The 21,965-nt window shown below is 41.6% G+C and carries 21 protein-coding genes; all 21 read right to left on the minus strand.

The features are described from left to right. Positions 1-53: 53 nt before the first annotated feature. Entirely contained in the window at positions 54-3,638 is a 3,585-nt protein-coding gene (locus tag CTER_RS17630; protein ID WP_004627765.1) for a putative baseplate assembly protein, read from the minus strand. Further along, positions 3,638-4,033, minus strand: coding sequence for a GPW/gp25 family protein (locus CTER_RS17635; protein WP_004627632.1), 396 nt, complete (start codon positions 4,031-4,033; stop codon positions 3,638-3,640). The genes CTER_RS17630 and CTER_RS17635 overlap by 1 nt, the downstream gene beginning before the upstream one ends. Before the next feature lie 71 nt (positions 4,034-4,104). Beyond that, a complete protein-coding gene (locus CTER_RS17640) occupies positions 4,105-4,500 on the minus strand; it encodes a PAAR domain-containing protein (protein WP_004627543.1) in 396 nt (131 codons plus the stop codon). A 48-nt stretch (positions 4,501-4,548) separates the two neighbouring features. Further along, positions 4,549-5,268 (minus strand): phage baseplate assembly protein V, encoded by a 720-nt coding sequence (locus CTER_RS17645; RefSeq protein ID WP_004627705.1) that lies wholly within the window; start codon positions 5,266-5,268, stop codon positions 4,549-4,551. After that, positions 5,265-6,305, minus strand: coding sequence for a phage late control D family protein (locus tag CTER_RS17650; protein ID WP_004627712.1), 1,041 nt, complete (start codon positions 6,303-6,305; stop codon positions 5,265-5,267). The genes CTER_RS17645 and CTER_RS17650 overlap by 4 nt, the downstream gene beginning before the upstream one ends. Before the next feature lie 11 nt (positions 6,306-6,316). Beyond that, positions 6,317-6,931, minus strand: a complete 615-nt coding sequence (locus tag CTER_RS17655; protein WP_004627734.1) for a CIS tube protein — start codon at positions 6,929-6,931, stop codon at positions 6,317-6,319. Beyond that, positions 6,931-8,310 (minus strand): ubiquitin family protein, encoded by a 1,380-nt coding sequence (locus CTER_RS17660; RefSeq protein WP_004627534.1) that lies wholly within the window; start codon positions 8,308-8,310, stop codon positions 6,931-6,933. The genes CTER_RS17655 and CTER_RS17660 overlap by 1 nt, the downstream gene beginning before the upstream one ends. Positions 8,311-8,400: 90 nt before the next feature. Next, positions 8,401-8,877: a phage tail protein gene (locus tag CTER_RS17665; protein WP_004627788.1), complete on the minus strand. Its 477-nt coding sequence runs from the start codon at positions 8,875-8,877 to the stop codon at positions 8,401-8,403. A 35-nt stretch (positions 8,878-8,912) separates the two neighbouring features. After that, the gene (locus CTER_RS28370; protein ID WP_004627588.1) at positions 8,913-9,098 is read right to left on the minus strand and encodes a DUF6760 family protein; all 186 of its coding nucleotides are present in this window, start codon (positions 9,096-9,098) and stop codon (positions 8,913-8,915) included. Continuing rightward, a complete protein-coding gene (locus tag CTER_RS17670; RefSeq protein ID WP_004627776.1) occupies positions 9,095-9,463 on the minus strand; it encodes a hypothetical protein in 369 nt (122 codons plus the stop codon). The genes CTER_RS28370 and CTER_RS17670 overlap by 4 nt, the downstream gene beginning before the upstream one ends. Before the next feature lie 231 nt (positions 9,464-9,694). Next, positions 9,695-10,138: a phage tail protein gene (locus CTER_RS17675; RefSeq protein ID WP_004627763.1), complete on the minus strand. Its 444-nt coding sequence runs from the start codon at positions 10,136-10,138 to the stop codon at positions 9,695-9,697. A 22-nt stretch (positions 10,139-10,160) separates the two neighbouring features. Further along, positions 10,161-11,702: a phage tail sheath family protein gene (locus CTER_RS17680; protein WP_004627609.1), complete on the minus strand. Its 1,542-nt coding sequence runs from the start codon at positions 11,700-11,702 to the stop codon at positions 10,161-10,163. A gap of 60 nt (positions 11,703-11,762) precedes the next feature. Beyond that, a complete protein-coding gene (locus tag CTER_RS17685) occupies positions 11,763-12,335 on the minus strand; it encodes a Pvc16 family protein (RefSeq protein WP_004627530.1) in 573 nt (190 codons plus the stop codon). Beyond that, positions 12,335-14,572 carry an AAA family ATPase gene (locus tag CTER_RS17690; RefSeq protein ID WP_004627559.1) on the minus strand — a complete coding sequence of 746 codons (2,238 nt, stop codon included), beginning with the start codon at positions 14,570-14,572 and terminating at the stop codon, positions 12,335-12,337. The genes CTER_RS17685 and CTER_RS17690 overlap by 1 nt, the downstream gene beginning before the upstream one ends. Positions 14,573-14,743: 171 nt before the next feature. Beyond that, complete coding sequence (locus CTER_RS17695; RefSeq protein WP_004627619.1) at positions 14,744-14,953, minus strand: hypothetical protein; 210 nt, start codon at positions 14,951-14,953, stop codon at positions 14,744-14,746. A gap of 522 nt (positions 14,954-15,475) precedes the next feature. Continuing rightward, positions 15,476-16,063 carry an imm11 family protein gene (locus CTER_RS17700; RefSeq protein ID WP_004627774.1) on the minus strand — a complete coding sequence of 196 codons (588 nt, stop codon included), beginning with the start codon at positions 16,061-16,063 and terminating at the stop codon, positions 15,476-15,478. Positions 16,064-16,371: 308 nt separating this feature from the next. Continuing rightward, a complete protein-coding gene (locus CTER_RS17705) occupies positions 16,372-16,806 on the minus strand; it encodes a hypothetical protein (RefSeq protein ID WP_004627567.1) in 435 nt (144 codons plus the stop codon). 4 nt (positions 16,807-16,810) lie between these two features. Beyond that, positions 16,811-17,344: a polymorphic toxin type 47 domain-containing protein gene (locus tag CTER_RS27100; protein WP_004627786.1), complete on the minus strand. Its 534-nt coding sequence runs from the start codon at positions 17,342-17,344 to the stop codon at positions 16,811-16,813. 140 nt (positions 17,345-17,484) lie between these two features. Continuing rightward, complete coding sequence (locus CTER_RS17710) at positions 17,485-20,388, minus strand: hypothetical protein (protein WP_131469451.1); 2,904 nt, start codon at positions 20,386-20,388, stop codon at positions 17,485-17,487. Positions 20,389-20,638: 250 nt separating this feature from the next. Further along, entirely contained in the window at positions 20,639-20,806 is a 168-nt protein-coding gene (locus tag CTER_RS28375; protein ID WP_165585971.1) for a hypothetical protein, read from the minus strand. A 182-nt stretch (positions 20,807-20,988) separates the two neighbouring features. Beyond that, positions 20,989-21,965 (minus strand): cellulose binding domain-containing protein (locus CTER_RS17715; RefSeq protein ID WP_004627702.1); only part of this gene is annotated, 977 nt, incomplete at its 5' end.

Here is a 21,965-nt window from a genome sequence, read left to right on the forward strand (position 1 = left end):
GTCTACCTCCTTTCACATTATTTTTTATTGTAATTAAATGTATTTACCGGTTGTCAATCCCTGGAAGTCATGCAGTAGCTGCAGGGTTCCGCACCTGTCACATCACTTGCCTTTTCAAGGTACCTTCTGTCCTCTTTAAGAATTTCCGTTATGTGGCACTGGTCGGTTATATTGCTGACATCATGAATTATTCCGGTATCCCTGTTTAAAAGATAGGGAAACTGAAGGTCGGGCTTTTTGTTTATAAGATGAACACCGCTGAAAACAATTTCATCCTCTTCCAGGAAAACATCCCCCGACAGCACCTCGGTAATCTTCAGAGGCACTGTATTTGTATATTCATCATTACGGCTTAAATAAACAATATCGCGGGGTTCCGGAACAGCCATTTTGATAAAGAAGGTTTCCTGACCGGCCTTTATTTCGTTTAATATAAATGAACGTATAGTCAGATCCTGTGTTACGGCTACTTCAATATCACTGCCTACAGGGTAGTCGGATGTTAAAGGACCTCCCTCATCTGTGATACATTCAAGGATATCTCCGTCAACAGATTTTATAACCAGCTTTTCAGTGGGATAGTTCCTGCACTTCAGCTCTATTTTATGTCCCTCCCTGAACCCTTTAACCAGGAGAGTCTTCACGGGCTTGCCCGGTTCCAGCTTCTGTGCGAGAGCAAATATTATCCTGTTATCCTTACTTTTAACAGCGCTGTATGTGGGGTATGGAATATCAGGTTTATACGGTCCGTCCTTAAGCTGTTCCAGATTGAGCGTGCAGCATTGGACCGAGGCTTTGACGGTAATATCCGAAATGTAGTCAACACCGGGTGTATCCTTGATTACCGAACAAACTTCGGATATGTACAAATTCTTTCCAAGGGTCCAGCCTGTTTTTTCCTGCCCGCCCCGCAGAGGATTTAAAAATTCTCTGAGATTGTCGATAATCTGTCCTTCTATCATTTTTGACGACTCGGAATTAAAGTATTTTACGGCTGCTTCAACCCCTATACGTATATAATCCGGGCCTATTACATCCAGGCGGGGGTAATTGGCCGTGTTCAGAACAGCTGCAATTCTTTCCGAAAGATATCTGTCTATTTCATTAAGCAATTCCTGGCTTGGAACGGGTTTTGGATCGTTATATTCCGGAACCACGATTACCGTTGCCTTACCCGGTGTAAAATCCAGCTCCCGGTCCATTGTGGGAAAGCATTTGACCAATGCAATCTGAGGGGCGGCTTCACGCACCAGCCATTCCACATCTTCACAGGTTATCCCGCGGTCCCAGCTTTTCAAAGTGTGGGGTCCACGTATTCTTGATTCCCCGGTTTCCTCCTGGTCAAAGCCTCCGTCGGCAGCCAGGGGATTTGTTAATGAATCTATTCCTGTAAAATTATCCCACATCTTTTTAATGGTATTTGCCTGTACGTTTCCACGTGCCCCGCCGCCATACCTGTAGTCAGAGATTATATTTTCCTTTCCCGCAGGCGGTATCATACCGCTTTTGCCATCTCCGAAAGTAAGAGTTCCGCTGCCGGAATCAAGCATATAATGCCTGCTGTCCGGTCCTGAAAGCGAAAAACTCTGCACTTCCTCCCAGATTACCGGATCACTTTGTCCCAATGTTTCACGCACTCTTATCACCTGTCCCGGTAAAACGGGTATACGGGCAAACTGGAAAATCTGATCGGGTTCACCGTTGCTTGAACCGATTATCTGTTCCTTAAGGGTACTTGCATTGGCTCCCCATACGGCGTTTGAATATATTGTGTTGATTTCAGGGTATGATTCGAAATAACCCTCTTCAAGCCTTGCACGTATCCAATACTGCCGGGCTCCAAAAAGCGGAGTCTTCTCTATGTCGGCAGGTATGAACAATTGCTGTATCTCTCTTCTTGTAAAATCCCTGATAGCATCATTTACACTCAATGTAAGCCATTTCCTGCCGTTCCAGTACTCCCAGGCTACCACAGGATTATGTCCTACCTGATCACCGGTCAGCGGGAAAAACAATGACAGCGGCAAATTGCTTATATCCCTGTCAAATCCCAGGTATAAAGCCGGATCAGTATCAGTACAGGTTGAAAACAGTTTAAAGGTTTTCCCCTCGGCCGAACACTCATTTGTTCTGTCAACAAACAGGAAATTGTTTTCAGTAATCACAGCTTGAGGGCATTCTGACCTGGATGTATATATATAGTCAAATAATATTTCCTTTATTGAAGGGGGAAGAAAACTGGCCTGGGTATACACCACCTGAGAGAGATTTACTTCTTCATTTTGTATTGTAACCGGCCTGGTGTCATAATTTATTGTGCTGTCGGTCCCATAATTTCCGGCTATTATTCTGAAGCGTATCCAGTAGTCCTCCTCACCGTTCAAATTGTACAGGTCTATCTTGGGGCACTTGAATTCCAGCTTTCCACTTTTGGTGAATGCCTCGGTTTCATCCCTGGTAACATTGCCCATTTCTCCTGTATTGCCAATTTTTCCGAATTGGGTCCACTTAATCCCATTCCAGTGTTCCAATGCAATAATTATGCCCGAGGCCTGCGGAGAGGCCACCCCTTCCGACAGTTTCAAATTGACGGTTATTCTGGCATTTTCTTTTGAAAAAGCATCTTTACAGGATATATAAAAGGCATCATTGAATGACGGCCGTTCACCAAACGGATAAAAATCCTTGGTCAGATCTATGGGAGCATAATTAAATACAGCTGACTTTGATCTTAAGTCGGTCACCTGAATGTCAGCACTGATTTTGAAGCTCTCTATATCTGGAATGGAATCGGCATTCAGAAGAGGAGATTTCAATTCGGCAAATATCCAATAATATGTCCATTCTTTCATTTCATTGCTTTTGTCATAACCTGAAATGGTTTTTTGAGAAATTCCTTCGGCTTTTGAAAAAGATATATCCCCGCTGGCAGAAAAAGCCGACTGCCGAACGCCTGTTTCTACCTTTAACGGGACGGCTTCACCATTTTCATTAAAATAAAACCAGTCAATATCTGCCGGAGTATTTACACTTCCGTTCTGCTTGATATTCATTTTCAGGTTGATTACCGCATCCTTTAAATTTAAAAGGTTATTGTGTCCTATGTAGACACGGTGCAGGACAGGTGTTTCTCCGCTGAACAGTTTTGCCTTACCGCTGGTATTTTCGGCCGACAGCAGGAAATCCAAATCACTCCATTTGTCCTTTGAAGGATCTATGCCTGCTGCCTTCACAAGACCGGGACGGATCACTGTCAGATCATCTTCAGTTTCAAAAACCACTTCCTCCTGATTTTCCGGCTGAGCTGAAATCTTTGTCCCTGCGGGAATAAAGCCGTTTTTTTCCCAATCCTCCTTTAGTTTGAACACCAGAGCCGCCTTAGCCACCTTTGGAGAAATGGGGCTGACTCCTATCAAATTGAGAAAGGCTGTAAAATTCTTTTCAGGCGCTTTATTCAATGCTTCAATCACATGTCCCGTCATATTTGCAAATATGTTGATCAATGCATCTGCCTGCTTGTCCGATTTGATTTCTTCTATATCTTCAAATTCCGGACAATGATACAGCAGCAGACGTCTTATTTCATTTGCCAGTTCCTCCTGGCTGCGTTGGTCAATTTTCGGTAAAATAGTAGTCATTATTTCCCCACACTTTCAAGATAAAATGGATATACCAGATTTCCCTTGCTATTACTGGATTTGATAATATACTCAATATCGATTTCTATTACCGGCTCCTGGCGGCTCATGGTGGCCGTTACAGATTGTACTTCTATTCTGGGCTCCCAGTTGAGGAGTGCTTCATCCACGTAAGTCTGAATCAATGTTGCAGTATTCAAATCGTTGGAGGCAAACACCATCTCATTCAGCCTGCACCCGAAATCCGGCCTCATTACCCGTTCTCCCCTGGCGGTACCCAGTATGAGCATAATAGATTCTTTTATTGATTCTTCGCCTTCCGAAGTACGCATTTTGGCTTTCTTTACGGAAAAGGGATATTTCAGGCCCTTCCCTAAAAAATCTATAACCTCCATAATAACCTCCCATATTTATTAATTTATCGCTTAACCTGTAAAAGGATATAAAGAAAAATAAGCTTCATACGTTAACCTCCTATGAGTACAGTTCCTGCCGCAATTACCTTCCCTACCGGCAGATCGGAGGGATCATTGCAGGTCATGGCGGTGTCCCCGTTTCTGGCCGCCATTTTCCCGTTTATTTTTACAGTGGCGCTTCCCATTTTTATGGTCCCCTTATTGCTGGGGGACTTCTGAAAGCTGTCGCCATTGGGGACATGCGACGGTGTATTGGTTGCCGTAGAGTCCACCGTAGCAGCCGGTTTCCCCATTATGTTCACATTGCTGCTCAGGGCTCCGTCTATAATCCCCGTAAATGGATGTGGCAGAGGGACCGGTACTTTACCGGAACCTACCGGTATCATCACAATATGTATGTCTGTTGCCGTGACCTGATCTCCCTGCTTTGCCGCCGGTTGTCCCATAAATACCTCTCCTTTCGTCTGTCAGTAACTAAAATTTATCCTTTTGAGCTAATTGATATTTACCGTAGCTCCCTTGATGGTCATATTTGCAGATGCTTTTACGTCCATTGAAGAAGAAGCTTCAAACTTTGTTGCAGCCGAAGATTTCATTTCAATTTCCTTTGCGCTTACAGAGAATTTGCCCTTGGCCGAAAACTCAATGTCCTTGTCAGAGTTTACGGTTATTTTGTTATCCTTTGTGCTGATAACTATTTTGTTATTGCCTGACTTGTCAATAACCTTTATATTCTCTTCACCATTTTTGTCATCCAGTTCAAGGATATGTCCCTTACAGGATTTCAGCGTTATCTTCTCCTCGTTTTGCTTGTCTGAAAACTGCAAAATATGCCCGTTCCGTGATTTGATCACTCTGGTGTTGTTTTTTCCGTCGCTGTTGGTATCGGGCGGAGCGTCTTTTCCATTCCATAAGGCACCTATTATGAAGGGCCGGTTCACATCTCCGTTTTCGAATGCCACCAGAACTTCATCCTCTACTTCCGGAAGGAAAAAAGCACCTCTCTCTTTTCCGGCCATGAATGAAACAATTCTTGCCCAGTTTGATTCCTGCATGCCCAATAGAGGTATCTTAACCTTTACAAGGCCGGGACCGGGCTTGTCGGAATCATTGGCCGAGTCATTCTTAACAACGACACCGATCATCACGCCAAAAATCTTCTCTTCACTTTTTATATAATCAGTAAAATTTGAAATACTAATGCCCTCACTCATATTCCAGTCCTCTTTACTTTGAATGTAGTCATATACCCCGTTTTATCTATGTTATGAATAGTTGAAACGATATAATAGCTTCCGCTGAATCGCTCATCTATTCCCAAAATCTTAACCGATTTTCCGGCTCTTACCAGAGGATTGCCATAGCACTTGCCATGTCCCGATATAAACTCTTTCAGGAGGCTGTTATAAGCCGCTTTTGCAGCACTCTGCGCCTCATTCAGATCAATGAGATTTTCAACCCAGACAGCTACCGGCGACTCTTCGATGGCTTTTGATGAAACATCAAAGCCCGATTCCTTTCCGTCCATTTTTGTGGTTTCATCGCCCTTTTTGGCCGTTGCTTCCATTTCCTTCTTTTCTTTTATATCCCAGCCCCGGACCACCACCTGGCTTCCGCGTGTCAACGTCTTCAGCTCCAGTGTTAATTCCTCAAAATCCTTCCTATAAGTAAAGTCCGGAAGTTCAGGCGCCTTTGCCGCCCGTGATTTTACAAAATACATTTTCTTATCGTCGGCATATAACTCATAATCCAGATATGCAGCTCTCTTCAACAAGAACTCATAATTGCTGAGATTGTTTTGAAAAACATATGGGTAAACAGTTTTTGAATCGTCCACCTGTGGGGATAATCCGTGCTCCTTTGCTATCTCACCTGCTATATCACTGTCTTTTTTCTTTGTGAAAACCTTGTTTCTGGTACCCATTCTAAGCCTGTGAAGCATATCATAACCCCTTATTTCCAAAATCGAGTGGTTGCACAGGTTTAGTTCCAGTGATGTGATTTCACCGCTGACCATGGTTTCCACCCTGTCAAGGCCCATTGATACGACTATTTTATCTCCGGGTTTGAAGGTTTTCAGATCTATACCGCGCCATTTTCCATTATTGCTGTCTACCATGTTCAGCTTGATGGAAAACATTGCAGGCAGGTTTATCTCATCCTCTACAGTTACCGCTTCTACCGCATTCATCAGGTCCCCTGGAAAATCAGTACCGTTTAACTTTATTTTATAATTTGCAACACTGCCCATAATCCATCACCTTAATCCGGTATAACCAGAGTCCTTCCGAAATCGTTCTTATCTGGGAAACCAAGCGGATTGATTATTTTGTTGACCTCGGCGATTATACGCCATTTCATGGGATCTTTCAGTGCTTCATTGGCAATCAGGTCCAGCCTGTCACCACTCTTGACTATCCACAGCTTTCTGCAGGCCTCCCGGCCTTCTGCTATCTCCACCTTCTTTTCGGGTTCATCCGATATGAATGTGACATCCAGCAGTGATCTTACAGGAGTTCCGTCTTCTAAAAACATTGTAAACTTCTGATCAATTTTGCTGAGAACACCCCGGTATGTGAACTTTCCCCATATAAACAGGCATACGGGCGGCTTTTTTGTGCTTTTGCCGGGTACTTTGGGGTCCAGCAGCGAGGTGATCTTTGCGGTCTCAAGCTTTACATCCCTCCGCCTTTCATAGGTATCGTAAAACAGTGAGACCTTAAACTCCGGAGTTTCTGTACGTATGAACTGCTTTTTGTCATTCTCTCCGGTATACTTTCCTTCAAAGGAAACAGTGTATTCATTTGGATTGAACATTACCGTAATTGGACCTGCACCGGCCAAGTCCAATGGAATTATTTGTGCCTTTTGTGCCATTATCTAATACCCCTCCGATCTTTTTGAATTCCCAGCCTCTTCTCTATCAGTCCGTATACTTTCTCGGCAAGCTGATTTATTTCCTCAGGACTGTCAATATTGGTCCTTTTGCCGTATGCAGAGGCGGTCAGGGCCTTTGTATATACTTCATTCCTTCCCGGCAGTATATCCCCGGCAAACTGATTTTCTGCCGCAGCAGGTTTTTCCATTTTGGGTTTATATAGTATCAAACCGGAATTTTTACTTTCGGGTAAAAACCCGGGCGTATTTTTTTGTGTCGGCATATGAGCCTGCCTGTGGGCCGCTTCCGGGTCCTGCTTTCCCCAGACCCTTGTTAATGGCACCGCGCTATAATATAACTCTTTCAAAACCGTGTCCTTCCGGATATCAGTATGGCTCAGACGCTCATACCCGGTCCGGATCACTCTACTGTACGTCTCTTCAGTTTGCAGCAGTGTGTTTTTATTGATCCTGTAATGGTTTGAAAACTCTGTTATATTATTGAACTTCGTATAGTTAAATATTTGATGGTTTTGCTGATTTTGATGGTTTTGATAATAAGGTTCAACATTTTTGCGCGGCATTTCCCATTGTTTGAACAGCAAAGGCTCAACTGTGTTTTTATATGCATCCGGGGGACCTTTGATGTTTTCCGTACCGTAGCTCTGCACCGGCGGTTCTCCACGTGTAAATGGTACCGCTTTTTCATTTTGAAGAGGCTTGAGCGGAGCAGTTATGTTTGTGTAATATGCCTTTGTGCCGCTGTTAAAATTCCTTATTCCGGTATGCAGGTATGAATTTCTCTGCAGAGTTGTTGTATTATATTGCAATATGCTGCTGCCCGGCAATATTTTGTAATCCGCCAAGGTATTCTCATCGGCTGCCGGCCGGCCAGTGTAAATATTTACGGTGCGGTAATGTGAAGCTTCCCTTGTATGCTCTGAAGTATTAACACTTTGAGCCCGACCGGTATTTTTAATATATACTTTCCTGTCCGGAAGTCTTTCTCCTCCGGTTTGCGCGCCCGGAAAAGCAGGCTTATTCATTAGCTTTTCCGAATATATATAAATGGGTACCGGTTTTTCCTTAATTGTTTTCAAATAAACCGGCTCTCTCCCGACTTGAATATTTATAATGGGTTTATATTCATTTAAGTACCAACTGTGATTATTGACCACTCCGGATATACTTTCCATTTTTATTGGACTGGTTTCTTCATAATCCCTTGTACCCATCTTGAAAACCAAACTGCCGAATTGCTTCCTGAACCTGTTGATCCCGTATTTTTCAAATATTTTATGTGCAAAATATTTATCAATTTGCTTGTTTAATGATGCAGGTATTCTTCCCGCCGGCTTTAATTTCTTTATTTTCAGCATGTTTACCAACCCTTACAATCCATGTATGCAACCTTACAATCCGTGTATGCAAGCATACTTTTCCTGACGGAGGCCGTATAACATGTTTTTTTATCTGTGCATCTGAATTCCATTATGCGTCAATACAATACTTTCAGCGGCGACAGTACTGCTGCCTGCACTGAAAGCAGGCCCCTCCCACTTTATCGGGCATGCGTCCAGGAAATCCCACCATATGCTTGGATTGCCCGAATAATCAAGCAGGCAGATGGAACCGTTCCTTCTGGTTATTACACCGTTTATTACCTGCTGGTACCAGTTCCACAGGTAATCATCACTTGTTACCCCATGCTTCAGAGTTATGTCACTGTATTTTGTCTGTGTCAGAAACGCATATTCCTTATGATTTTCGCCTCCGAAGGTTTTCCGTTCAACCTGGGTCTCGATGCTCAAACCCGAAACATCAGTGAAACCTCCGACGGTGACCCCGTCTATTTCAACTACAAAGTTAAAGGCGAGGTAAGGATCCTTCCTGATTCCAGGAACCCAGTTCCTTCTTTGCTCAACGTTAACCATTTTATATTCCATGGTAACCTCCTAAACCTCAAGAAAATTCGATATTCCTATACTCCAAAGAAATCTTTTTCATTTTCATCTCCATTGAGTTTCTTGTTAATCTGACTGACTTCCCTGCACCAACGTTCTCTCTCAAAGTGTTCCAGGCCCATTACCGTTTTGTAATCCCAGTGCAGGTAATAGGACAAAAAGGCTACCTCCTCGTAGAGGCGGTCGAGAGGGTAGCCGGTTATTCCCCCAGCGTCTCAGCCTCTATCTCAAAACTGTGATCGCATTTGGGACATTGGGTTTTTATAACATTTGCACCGTTCTGGTTGATTCTGTTATACAGCTCCTGTAAATAGGAGAAATCCGACGTATATAATTCCTCAATTACTCTTGGTGTTATCATCTTAAGCGAACCCAGGCTTGTCACAACTCTGGAGAGCAGTATTATGGACAAGTATGCCGGATTTTGCTGCACTCTGGCATCCCGCAGCGGCATGATCTCATCAGCTGCTGTCGCAAGCCTCATAATTCCCTGTTTATGTACCGTACCTGTCTCATCCACATATCCTTTGGGCAGGGTAAAATTAAATTCGGTCTGTAAAAAATCCATTTGAGCAACCTCACTTTATTAATAAGAATTATAGGTATTTTGCCTGCCCTCCAGGGTTGATGTGGAGGGCTTGCAAAACATTTGAACCAAGCCTTTCAATTTTAGGGGCAAAAGAAGCTTGATAAAATAGTTATTGAATATGACCTGCTACCTCATTGTATGAACTTTTGCGAGTATGTTATCATTTCAATAAACACAAAACTGCATATAGCTTCTTAGAAATAATTCCTTTTATTTGACTCTGGTAATTCCTTCATGAGCCAATTCAATTGATTCGACACTGACTTCGTTGCCCTTTGCACTGAATGCACTGACATCATATTTGATGGGCCATGCCTCCACGACATCCCACTGTGCCTTTTCATTGCCTTCTTCATCTACAAGTATGACAGATAAGCTCTTTCTGTTGTTGAGAGCACCTTTTTGAACAACCGCTTTACGCCAGTTGTACAACTCCATTGAATCGGTAAGTCCTCTTTTAAGAGTTACATTTCCGAATTTGGCGAGACCGGACAGTTTTCTGGAGTGAGGCGCATCTGTCCCCTCCCTGTATTCAACAGCTTCTGTCGATGTGTCCGGTATTGTGGCATCTGAAAATGCAGCTACCTGAATACCGTCTATAACGACTCTGAATCTAAAATTCCTGTATGGATCTATTCTCTTGCCTGTAGCCATGGTTTAATCTCCTCTCTGGTTGTTATTTGGCCAGCGTCTTTTGGCTGACTTTGATTATTACGAATTCTGCCGGTTTAACAGGAGCCACTCCCACTTCAATTACCAGCTGGCCTGCATCTCTTACGGCAGGAGGGTTGTTTTCCTCGTCTACCTTCACAAAGAATGCCTCTTCAGGTGTTGATCCATATAATGCGCCGTCCCTCCATACCCTGGTCAGGAAGGCTGAAAGATTTCTCTTTACTTTTCCCCACAGAGATGGTTCATTTGGTTCGAAAACTACCCACTGGCTTCCCTTGTCTACCGATTCCTCAATGTACATCATCAGACGTCTGATATTTATGTATCTCCATTCCGAGTCGGAAGAAAGTGTTCTTGCACCCCAGATGCAGATACCTTCTGGCAGGGAGCGGATAACATTTATTCCTATAGGATTCAGAAGTTCCTGTTCTCCCTTTGTTATAATTTTTTCCACCCCTACAACAGTGTCAAGATAACCGTCGGTTGTTCCTGCCGGAGCCTTATGAACACCTCTTGAAGAGTCAACATATGCATAGGTTCCCACTATTGATCCCGATGGAGGAATAAGCTTTTTCTTCCCTGTGAGCGGATCATTGATATAGACCCAGGGATAATACAAAGCGCCATAAGAGCTGTTAAAAGCATTACCGGCGAATCTTTCCGACACACCTTCCTTGAAGTTCTTGACTTCTTGCGGTGTCAGCCCATGAGGAGCATCTGCAACAAAGAAGCAATCCTTTCTCAATCTGCAATAGTTCAGCATCTCCAGAATAATATTGCGGCTGCCGGCCAGGTCTGCCACATCAGGAGCAGCTAAAATATTGATTTCATCAATAATATCAAAAGCATGGATTCCAATTTTTTGATTTATTGGGTCAAGGTATTCAACTGAGGATATTCCGTTCTTTCCTTCTTCCAGATTCACGAACTCAGTTGTAAGTTGCGGTTTCTTATCACGGTTTTCCAGAATTGTAAGGTCAACCAGCGGGCGTATTTTTATAAAAGACGAAACATCATTGATCTTATCCTCGCAGTTGAATATCAGCAGATTGTCAAAGATCTCGACTATCTCTCCCTCTACCTCTTCACCAACATATTCATCGTTAAATGAACTGAGCTCGGTATACTTGATGGTCAGTTTGAAACCTGCCGGCTGTCCATTTGACGGTTCTTCGATGGTGAAGGAAAGTCTGTTGCCCCAATCTCCTTCGGAACGTGCACTGATTTCCAGAAGATTGTCACCTTCGGTATCCGTTACTACTTTAACCGCATTTTTGACATCGGATGAAGCTGCTCTTACAACGTAGCAGGATGTGCCTCCCTCAGCAAAGAAATTGTAAACTGCATATGCCAGGTAAGCATTTGGTATGAAGCCTCCAAACTCACTTACATACTGGCTCCAGTTGGTTACAAGTATTGCTTTGCCGATTACGCCTCTCTCGGCAAGTCCAATAAAAGCACCTACCGCTGTTCCAACACCGGCTATCGGTTTTACTCCGCTGGAAACTTCCTCTACATAAACCCCTGGTGATAAATAATTTGGCATTTCAAGTCCTCCTTGTTATAACTGATTTTTATGGCCCGTTTTTATTAAGGCCTATAAAACTTAAATTTTGTGAACATTGAGATCTTTTTCAAGAACTCTTGGTATTGTAATTATCTTTTCGGACGGCAGTTTGACCGGAGAAATCAAATAGGACAAACTGAGCTTTGCAGGTTTTCCGGGAAAAACCTCCCATAGCTGCTTAATATCCTGTAATGACAGATTATTGTAGGAAATTCTTATTTTCTCGTTTCCGCAAGCCGCCAGATTTCCTTTTAAGTCGTCTCCGCTTAGTACTGCATGTTCGTGAAACAATTGAAACAGTTTTCCAAGTATGAGAAGTTCGGTATCCCTGTCTTTTGCATAAGGTGTCATTAAGTAAAAAAGGTCCAGATACGCGGGTGGATTATAAAACAAAATTGTGTCTGCCAGAGATTCTTTTTCACTGTTTCTCATACTTGGACTTTCAGTGAGATAATATAAACACATCGAGAGGCAGATATTTGATGAATCTATGTCACTTGGCGAGCCAAAGCTGATATAGCTGTCATCATTCAGTTCGGGTACGTTTGCCTTGATCAAAGCTTTTAAGCTTGCACTGACATCTCTTATTACTGTGCGTGATTCCACAGGCATTATTTCTTCACCTCAATCAGTTGATAATATGGGGCGTAATCCGACATTAAAAATGTCTTGCCCAGCTTTTTGTATTCCCGTTTGGCAGCCAGCATTATATCCTTTATGCCTATGCTGCCCGATGCATGGGCTGCATAAAAAGCAGCGTTCAATGCAATATTTTTTATATTTCCCCCTGCCAGTACAAATTTTTCCGCCAGGAAGTCATAGTCCAGATCCCTGTCTACCGGAGCCGCTGCAGGAAATATGCCCTGCCAGATAAGTTTCCTCTGTTCCCTGTCAGGGAAGGGAAAATTTACATTGAAATGCAGTCTCCTCAGGAACGCTTCATCAATATTTTGATTCAAATTTGTGGCCAGAATTACAATTCCGTCATACTCTTCCATCCTCTGCAGCAGGTAACCGATCTCCACATTTGCATATCTGTCATGGGCATCCTTTACCTCCGAACGTTTTCCAAAAAGTGCGTCGGCTTCATCAAAAAACAGTATGGCATTTGAAGTTTCAGCTTCTTTAAATATCTCTTCCAGATTTTTTTCGGTTTCACCTATGTATTTGCTGACTACCTGTGATACATCAATTTTGTAGATTTCAAGCCCGATTTCATTTGCTATTACTTCTGCCGCCATTGTTTTGCCGCTGCCCGGAGGCCCGGAAAACAGAATATTCAAACCTTTTCCAAGAGATAATCTTTTCTCAAACCCCCATTTTTCATATACCAGCGAACGGTATTTCACCTGGTTGCATATCTCCTGCATCTGTTCCATTTGTTCCTCGGGCAGTACCAGCATTTCCATGGTGTAAAGCACTTTTATTTTAGTGGCCAGGGTGCCAAGTTTCTTATTGGATTGGGCATAACAGGAATTGTACAGTTCTTCTCTCCCAATCCTTCCACTTTCGGCCAGGTTCCATACCGAGCTGCTTTCGCCGAGCCTGAGCGCCGTTTTGATCTGACCCTGAGTGAACCTGAAATTTTCCGAAAATTTATCCAGATCGACATCATCATCCAAATTATATTCCCGGCTCTGTTGTTCCCAGCAGTTCCTTCTTTCTGTCCCGTTGGGATACGGAAACTCGATTCCTACAAAGGCAGCGGTATTGCCTGTATCTGTCGGATTCCATGGAGCATGTCCCAGAATGAAGGTCAAAGGTATAAGACTTTGAAGTCTTTGAAGGAGTCTGTTCTGTTTGCTCTGATGATTTGCCTCTTTCAGCAGGAGATCGGCATTCTTCAGACATATGGCTGCATTGCTCACCCTCGCCTGACGCTCCAGCCGCCTGAATAATTCCTCAAAGCCATCTGCCAGCAGCATTCTCTCCACATCCACCATGATGAGCGGCAGACCCAGTCGGTCACAGATTGCAATAACCTGTTCTGTTTTCCCTACCCCCTGGGGGCCATAGAAATAAAAAACCTTATTGAGTCCTTCTCTGCCTGTGTCCCGGTAATAGTCAACAAACCTGATTATTTTATTTCCCAGATCTGACGGAAAACTGTTTTCTACTGCAGGAGATGCGCCATACTTCCAATTGCCGGCCGGCATAATAAATTCCGCCACTTGTACAAGCTGGGCATCCGGTATGTTAATATCAAGCAGATAGTTTACAACCCAGTCATCCAGTTTCAAATGCCTGGTGATCAAGGGTATCCAGCTGTCCGACAGCTCATTGTGAAGTTCCATAAGATATCCGGCAAGCGGCGCCTGAATATCAAATACACTCCGGATAAGATTTCTTTCCTGTTCCTCAAGCTGGAATATTTGGACCAGCATATCAATGGTGGGCTTTTTTTCTGTCATATCATTTTGCAGGAATCCGTATACCTTTTGGTATTTTTGATCGACTTCAGGCGCCAGGCACGCAATTATGCAAAATTGCTCAAATGCTCCAAGTCCGTATATCCATGAAAGGTATTGAAGAGAGATGTGTCTGCCCTGCTCCCTTCCGGCTTCCAACCTTTCGGCAATCAGTATGTCCAGCAGACTGATTTGGTTTTCAATTTGTTCCCTGTCACTGCCCAATGTGCTGAAGCCCTCCAGTAAAGTAAATATTTCATCTTCGGATGTGAATTCCGGCATATCGGAGTTTATAGTACCGGCATCCAGACAGCTCTGGATATATAATATGAGTTTCAGGTCCAGCCGCTTCAGTTCTTCTTCTATATACTCCAGGCTTGAATAAAACGGTATGACAGCTTCCCCGGTTGTCTTGCTCAAGTCGTATTCTGTAATATTCATTTGATCCTACCCTTTTAATTTTTTTAGCCATACCTGTGTGATTTTCAGGGAATACAATACATATTGATTAATATATAAATATTGATCAATATATTGTGGTTTTTCTCTTACACTATATATGGTAAAAATAAAAAGCACTTTACAACTGATTTTAAAAATTTTTTAACTTTTTTATAATTTTATGGCCGACAGTTCTTTTTCAATAGCTTCCAACAGCACTACAACATTGCTGACTCTAAGATTGGACGACCAGTAGGACTGAAAAAGATTCTCATATTCGATATCCTTCTGCAATTTTTCTTCCTTACATGAGTCCAGGACTGAACTGTTTTTGGAATTGATTTTTTTCAGCATTTCGATAACACTTCTAAGCTGTTCCATACGGGGCTCTCCTTTTTTACTCTTTATTTTGTTGAGGCTTTTTGTGCTTCCTCACATAATATGGAAATTATAAATGGGATTTAACAACCGAAAATAAAAAAAGGTCTTAACAAATGTTTTTTATCTGTTAGAACCTTGATCATTCCATGCTTTTTCAGTTTCTCAGCCCAAAGTATTATGGGTTGTTATGTATACTGTTAGCCCCAGCTCTGTTCTCAATTCCCCTATTGATTCTGGCGCAGCTAGAGTAGACGGGTGATATTTCTCACCCGCTCCAGGTAGAAAGGCTGCGCAATTCGCAGCCCAGACCCCCACAGAACCAGGCGTGGGGATTTCCCACACACGGCTTTCCGACAACCTTTATTCGCATGCTTACGCTGAAAAGAAAGTCTTTTAAGCCCTTTTGCTTTTAATTAAAATTCATAACTGCTAAGACTCTTTGCAAATAAAAGTTTTGCTCTATGTGTGTTTCTGTTTTAGTTTTGCAATCAGCGGAAGCAGAATATTGCAGTACATTTTTAGTTAGATTAATTCTACTTCTTTGAAAGAGTATCCAGTAAAATGATTCTTTTCAAACACTTCTACAAATTTTTCTGATACAAAAAATCTCTGGTTGTACTCCTTTAACCTAATTACATCAAACCCTTCGAGTTTTTCTTTTATTAACACAAATTTCATGATTCCTGCAATTGCACCTTTTACATTTGGATTTGGAAAATCCTCACTAAATCTATTATAAATTGATTTGTTGAAGTCAAATGCTTCTGCATAGTTGAGGAGGTTTGCAACACAAAATATGTTTTGTACCTCATCTTTATAATTCAGAACTTTAACAGGCAAATATTGTATACCTTCAATTCCAGCACTAGCTAACTCATCCATTAGCTTTTTCGAATACACTGGTATCATGTATGCATTCTGTAATGCATCGTCTGGGATTCCATCATATTTTTGACTTGCTTTGAAGAAGACATCATTAGGCCAATTTAAAATTTCTTTGCCAGTTTTAAAATCATATTCTTCAAAATCATACTCTTCAAAATTACTATCATCGCAAACAAGTGCCTTTTTTACAGTTTTATCACACTCTATAGGTTGAAACCATTTCATTCTATAGACCTCCTTTGTAAGGCATTTTAGGATTTTTTATCAATGGGTCCTTTAAATCAGTTAGCACTTTCGTCAATGCTTACCTTGCAGTATCACCTTTCAGGTGGTCGGATTATGAGAATGCCCGCATTTACCAAGGGGTTACATGGTGGTCATTACCGACACCTGTGGTTTTTAATCAAATGTTCAAATACAGAACTTTTGTTGATTTACTCTGAAAAGGTGCAAGTTCATTATTATTGTTTTATGTCTATCTGATAGGCAGATTAAAGGGCAGGCTGTTACACCTACCCTTTATTAGTATATCTTTAGCTATTTAATTTTGTTAGGGATTCGATTGCTGAACCTGCAACCTCTATTACATACCAATTTACAGCAATTAAGAAATCCGCTTTTTTATTAGATACAAAATACTCCATACCATATGAGTTTTCCATTAAATTTCCAATTAATTTAACATCCTTTATCACCACTACTGAATTTCTATCTCTGCTTTCTTGATCAAAAAAAATATAAGCAGGTTCACTTTCTAAGTGTTTTGAGTATGAAAACTCATTTCCCTCCAAAGGAATAGACAGTGTTTCATTACCAATAGATAAGTGTCCAGTAGTTTTAAATGGTTTAAATATATTAATTACTTTTTTAATGTATTGTTTAGAATCATTCTCGTCCAATATAACTACGTCTATACCTATATTGTTACTAGTTTGAGTTAATTCATTAGTGTTTGGTTTGATGTTCATATAATTATCTCCTTGTCGCTGGAACATCATCTGTAAAGATATGTCCCCTAATTCTATTAGCACCTTTTCCAGGTGTTTGATAACCAATGTGAGGTTGATGTGGACCTTCCCCTAAAGTTCCATTAGTTTTAACATTATTCCATTCTGGTATATCCATATTTACGCCTGCGCCGCCAGGCCCTTCCCATTCTACCGGCACACTTTTACCATTTATATCTTTACCCCATTTTGTTACCTCAAATTGATCTCTAGATAAACCAGTTCGATTGAATGCTTCATCAAGTCCATCTCTGTAAGTTTTCCCAGACCCGCGCAGGTCTACATCTTTACTTGGGTTAAACTTCCAATTGTTCCCTATTAAACCTTTGCCAGCCCTGACCTCTCTCGCTCCCGTATCCTTTATCTTTAACTTAGCAATAAGTTTCTTTGGATTAAATATACCATAAATAAGTATGTATTTACCTTCAAGTTTAAATTCCAACCCTTTAAACTTGAATTTAGACAGTATCTTACTCGTTAAATCATTGAGCTTCTTCATTCCCTTCGGGAATATATTACCCAGTCTCTTTATTACCAGCTTACCTTTTTCTATCAGGAATTTACCGGATTTTGATATTAGTTTTTTACCGGATTTTAAAAGGTTTTTTATACCTTTAACTGCTGATTTTGCAGTCTTTTTTATGCCTGATGTGATGGCTTTTTTAACTTTGAGGTTACAACTGCTGCAAGTGCCAATAACCCTATTGCCAATGCTGTTGCAAGTGCCGGAGCCGCAACTCCGATGTTTCCTACCCAGCCCTGTGACAAATATGTTGCTATGTTTTTTGCTGCCCCTGTTATAGCTTCTACTATTGATGCCGCATTCATTACGTTGACTATTACTTCCAATATTATAGGCAGGGCGGCAGTTATCGCACCTCCTGTAAGTATGTTAAGCACTATGACTCCGGCCAGAGCTCCGGTTACACCAAGTAATAGCTTCAACCAGTTCTCTTTTAACCATTTTATTACAAATGCTTTTATCTGGTCAAGTAGCGTTGCTGCATTCTCAGCTCGCGTTTTTACACCATCTGCAAAGCTGTCGCCTGATTTGCCGACCTCTTTACCGGTATCAAAATCATTCATAATACTCTCAGCTGTCTCCGGATTTTTGCTGCCTTCTACATACTTTGTCTCGCCATCCTTAAGATTCATGTCCTGTATAAATTCCGAATCAATTTCTCCGGTTTCCACATTTTCAATTTCCACATCATTTTCTGTAAGCTTTTCGTCTGCAGAGTCTTTAGTTGTTTCTGCTTCAAGTGTTTGCTCTGAAACTTCATTTCCCATTGGCTGTGTAATGTCCACTCCAATCAGCTGCTCCCATAGCTTTCCTTCTATGTGAGGCAACGATGCTTTGGCAGCTTCACCTAATCTTGCGATTCCAGCCATTATTTCTGCTAATTTGCCCGCTATCATGCCTATTACGTTTAAGGCCTGATTATAAAGGTACTGTATAGCTCCAAGCAGTGTATCGACCGTGCTGGCTAATGCATCAATTATTGCACTGACACCCTTTTTTAGTCCGTCTGCTATTGTATTTACTACCTGTACTGCTCTGTTGACTGCTTTATTTATAAACCCGCATATTTTGTTCGCTATTCCCGGGAATTTCGCAAACACTGCTTTTACAAGAACTTTTAGTATTTCACCAAGACCTTTTATTATGTTTACTATCAGTTTCCTACCTAACTCTATCAATCCGACAACTGCTGCTTTGGCAGCTTCAAATATGGCTTTGACTGCCTTGCGAAGTCCTTCGAATATGAAGTTTACTAACTTTTTTAATCCTTCAACAAATTGGTTAGCTCTTTCTGCAACCCAATCAGCGGCTTTTTCCCACCAGGACTTTTTCTTATTTTCGTGCTCTTTTTCTTTTTCCTTTTTCTTTTCATCTGCATCTTTCTTTGCATTTTTGTATTCGGTATTTGCATCTTTTTCTGCTTGTTTTAGCTTTTCCTTTACTTCCTTGTCCTTCTGCTCTTTTACTTTGCTTATTTCACTTGTTTTTGATTTTGTTTCGGATTCAGCCTGCTTGTCATATTCGGATACTGCCTGGTCTACTTCTTCTCTCCACTGACCCTTCAGACGCTCTACTTCCGACTTGGCACCTTCCTGCTGCTCCAACTGCTTATTCTTTGAGTCTTCTTTTAATTGTGTGATTTGTTTGTCTGAGTCTGCTCTTGCTGTAGTTACGTCTGTGTCAAATTTCTCTTTTCCGGTGCTGTATTTACTCTGCTGCTCACCGACTTTTGCTTTAAATTCAGGTGTTAGCGATTTATTCATTTGAGCTTCCATATCAGCTGAAATGTCAAAAGTTTTATTCACTTTATTTATTTTGCTTTGTTTTGTTTTTAGGGTTTTTTTAGCTTTGAGTATAGAATTGTCTTCTATAGGGAATATGCTATTCTCACCAAACTCATTGTTCAATTGCTGTAGCTCCTGCTGTTTTGCAGTTTCTACGGTATGTACGGCTTCTGTGTTGAAAGCTTCTGTCTGGGAAGGATCAGCTTCACCATCCAAGCTGACTGCGGGTGCATCTGCAGAGTATTTTCTAGCCTCTGCCATTATTTCTTCAGGATCAGGTTCATTTTCCGAACCAAGTTTTATATTGCCTATTGTTTCTTCCTTGCCGCCTGTTTTTACACCTTTGAATTTAGCCGGCTCTGTATGCTTTATCTGTGCTGCCTTCTTTTTCGGGATACTGCCCTTTTTCACAGGTACAAGTCCGGTAGGAGCAGGCACTTTAGGCAAAGCAGCCTGTGTTTTCTGTGTTTGTTTTTCAAGCGATGCCTTTGAAATATCTGTAACCTGAGAGTATGCATGTAAAACCTGAGTCGGCGGAACATTTTCCATTTGTTTGAGTATGTTCTCCGGCTCTCCCATTTCTATATTCACAGTTGGAGCTTTTTTAGTATTCTTATTACCCGCACCCAATCCTGCGATTGCATTTGAAATTCCACCAGAAGCAGGATTTTGCTGCTTTTTACCGCTTGCTGCCTGGGCAGGCTTATCCTGCTTTTGTGCTATAGCCTGCTTCTGCTTTTCATTTCCCTTCTCCAACTCAGAAGTTTCTTTATGCTGCATGGAGCTGGATTTTTGGCTTTTTGCAACATTTACTGATTCCTTGGTCTGCTGGCTTTGCTTATCGGCTGAGGACTTATTTTCTGCTTTAGTATTTTCCGCCTTATTTAAGTCCTTTGGCTTTAGCTCTGTTGTTATTTGTTGTTCTGACTTTTTAGCAGTTTCTTTTATTTCTTTTTTTTGAGGCTTTTCAGCTTTTCTCTCCTGCCCCATTGTCTCGATAGCTTTTCTGCCCTGTTCCTCGCTTGCCGGTTTTTCTGCTGCATTGTGCCTGTCATACTTTTCTTCTATTGATAGCTTTTTATCCTGTTTATCTATTTTTTCAGTCTTATCCTGATTTTTACGTCTTCTTCCTTCTGCAAGCAGACTGACGGCCTGTCTGTAGCCGACAGCCTTTTGGAATAGCATGAATTCCTCCCGTGTTACGGTATCGGGATAAGTAAGGAATATTTCCGCCATTCTTCTTAAATCCGTTGTTCTTACACCTTTGGGTTGCCTGGTTTTTGAGAACCAGGCCTATTCTGCAAGCCTTTATTTCCACTGCTCCAAGACTGCTCTTTGCTCTGCTGTACTTTATTTGTAAATTGCATTTTGTATTTCACTCCTATAAATTCACTCTACTTAAAAAGTAAATCTCAGGAAGTGTTTAACAGCTAATTTTGAAAATATTTTTAAAAAGATTTTAATAAAGAGATTTTCCCCATTTCCATTATCTTGAATAATAAATGAGACAATCAGAATGTGACCAGTCATTTTCCAATTTCTGCACATTGGTCTTCGCCCCTGATAACTTTTTGACTTCGCACTCTTTTTCTTCTTTTATCTGTCCTACTTCTTTTTTCTTTTTATCAGACTCGGCACTTGCCTCTTTGTTCATATTCGGAGGTTGCAGTGTTTACCTCGGTTCTCCACTGTTTTCTATAGCCTTCCACCCCGGCTTTTACATTGGCCTGTTCCTTGAGCTGGGTTTCCTTTCCTGAATATTAAATTAGGCATATTACAAGAACTGCAATCCGCAGAAAACGGATTGCAGCTTGTAACTTGTGATGTGAGATGCTTTTAAGGCTCAATGCCTCCAATTAGATTTCCGGATAAGTATACAGTTATTTTTGAAGTATCAGTGTAGTCATCTGCTGTTGGGTTAAATGAATAATCATTGCTCTGCGTATAGCTGGACCAGTTTATTTTTGCAAATCGGCTTTGAATTATGACATTTTCCCCCGGTTTGAGGCGGCCGGCATTGCTGGAAAAGCTTATTTCAAGATAACAGTCACAATTGGTTTTGCCAGTGACTTTACTGAATTTGCCCGATACATAAGATGTAATGTTCCGTTGGCCGCTTGAACCCGATACCTGCGAGTAATCACACGCAAAGATCTGTGTGTAGTCGCCTTCTGAAGTAAAGTAGTATCTTACCTTTATATCAGACAGATTGACATCCGTACTGCTGATATTCTCCAGCATGATCCTCGGATCAATTGTATTTGTTGTATTATTTCTGGTTGCATTGAATGCTTTAACCTTGAGCTTCTGAACAACAGTAATTTTTTGAGTACCTGTTGTAAAGTTTCCATTTTCGTCAGTTACTTTCCAGGTTACTATTGTAGTTCCCAGTGGGAAATCTGCCGGAGCATCGTTGGTTATTGCTACATTGAATATGTCCGTGGCGGTTGCCATACCAATTGAAACCTTTGTCCTCGTTCCTGTTGCTGGAACAGTAATGTCAGCAGGCACGGTCAACTTTGGCTTTGTGGTATCCTGTACTGTAACCTTCTGTTTGCTGATTGTCTGGTTATTGTGCTCATCCGTTGCTGTCCAGATTACTTCGATTGTCCCTATCTGGAATACCTTTGGAGCATTATTCTTTACAGTTACCTTAAATATGTCGCTGTATATTGGTGTACCTAACTCTACAGGCGTACCTCCGGCTGCAGTAGCTTCAACCACCTTGTCTACCGGCGCTTTCAGCTCTGGCGGCGTTGTATCCTCTACCGTTACCTTCTGTGTCTTAACAGTCTTATTATTGTGCTCATCCG

The organism is Ruminiclostridium cellobioparum subsp. termitidis CT1112, assembly GCF_000350485.1.
Taxonomy (GTDB): Bacteria; Bacillota; Clostridia; order Acetivibrionales; family DSM-1351; genus Ruminiclostridium; species Ruminiclostridium termitidis.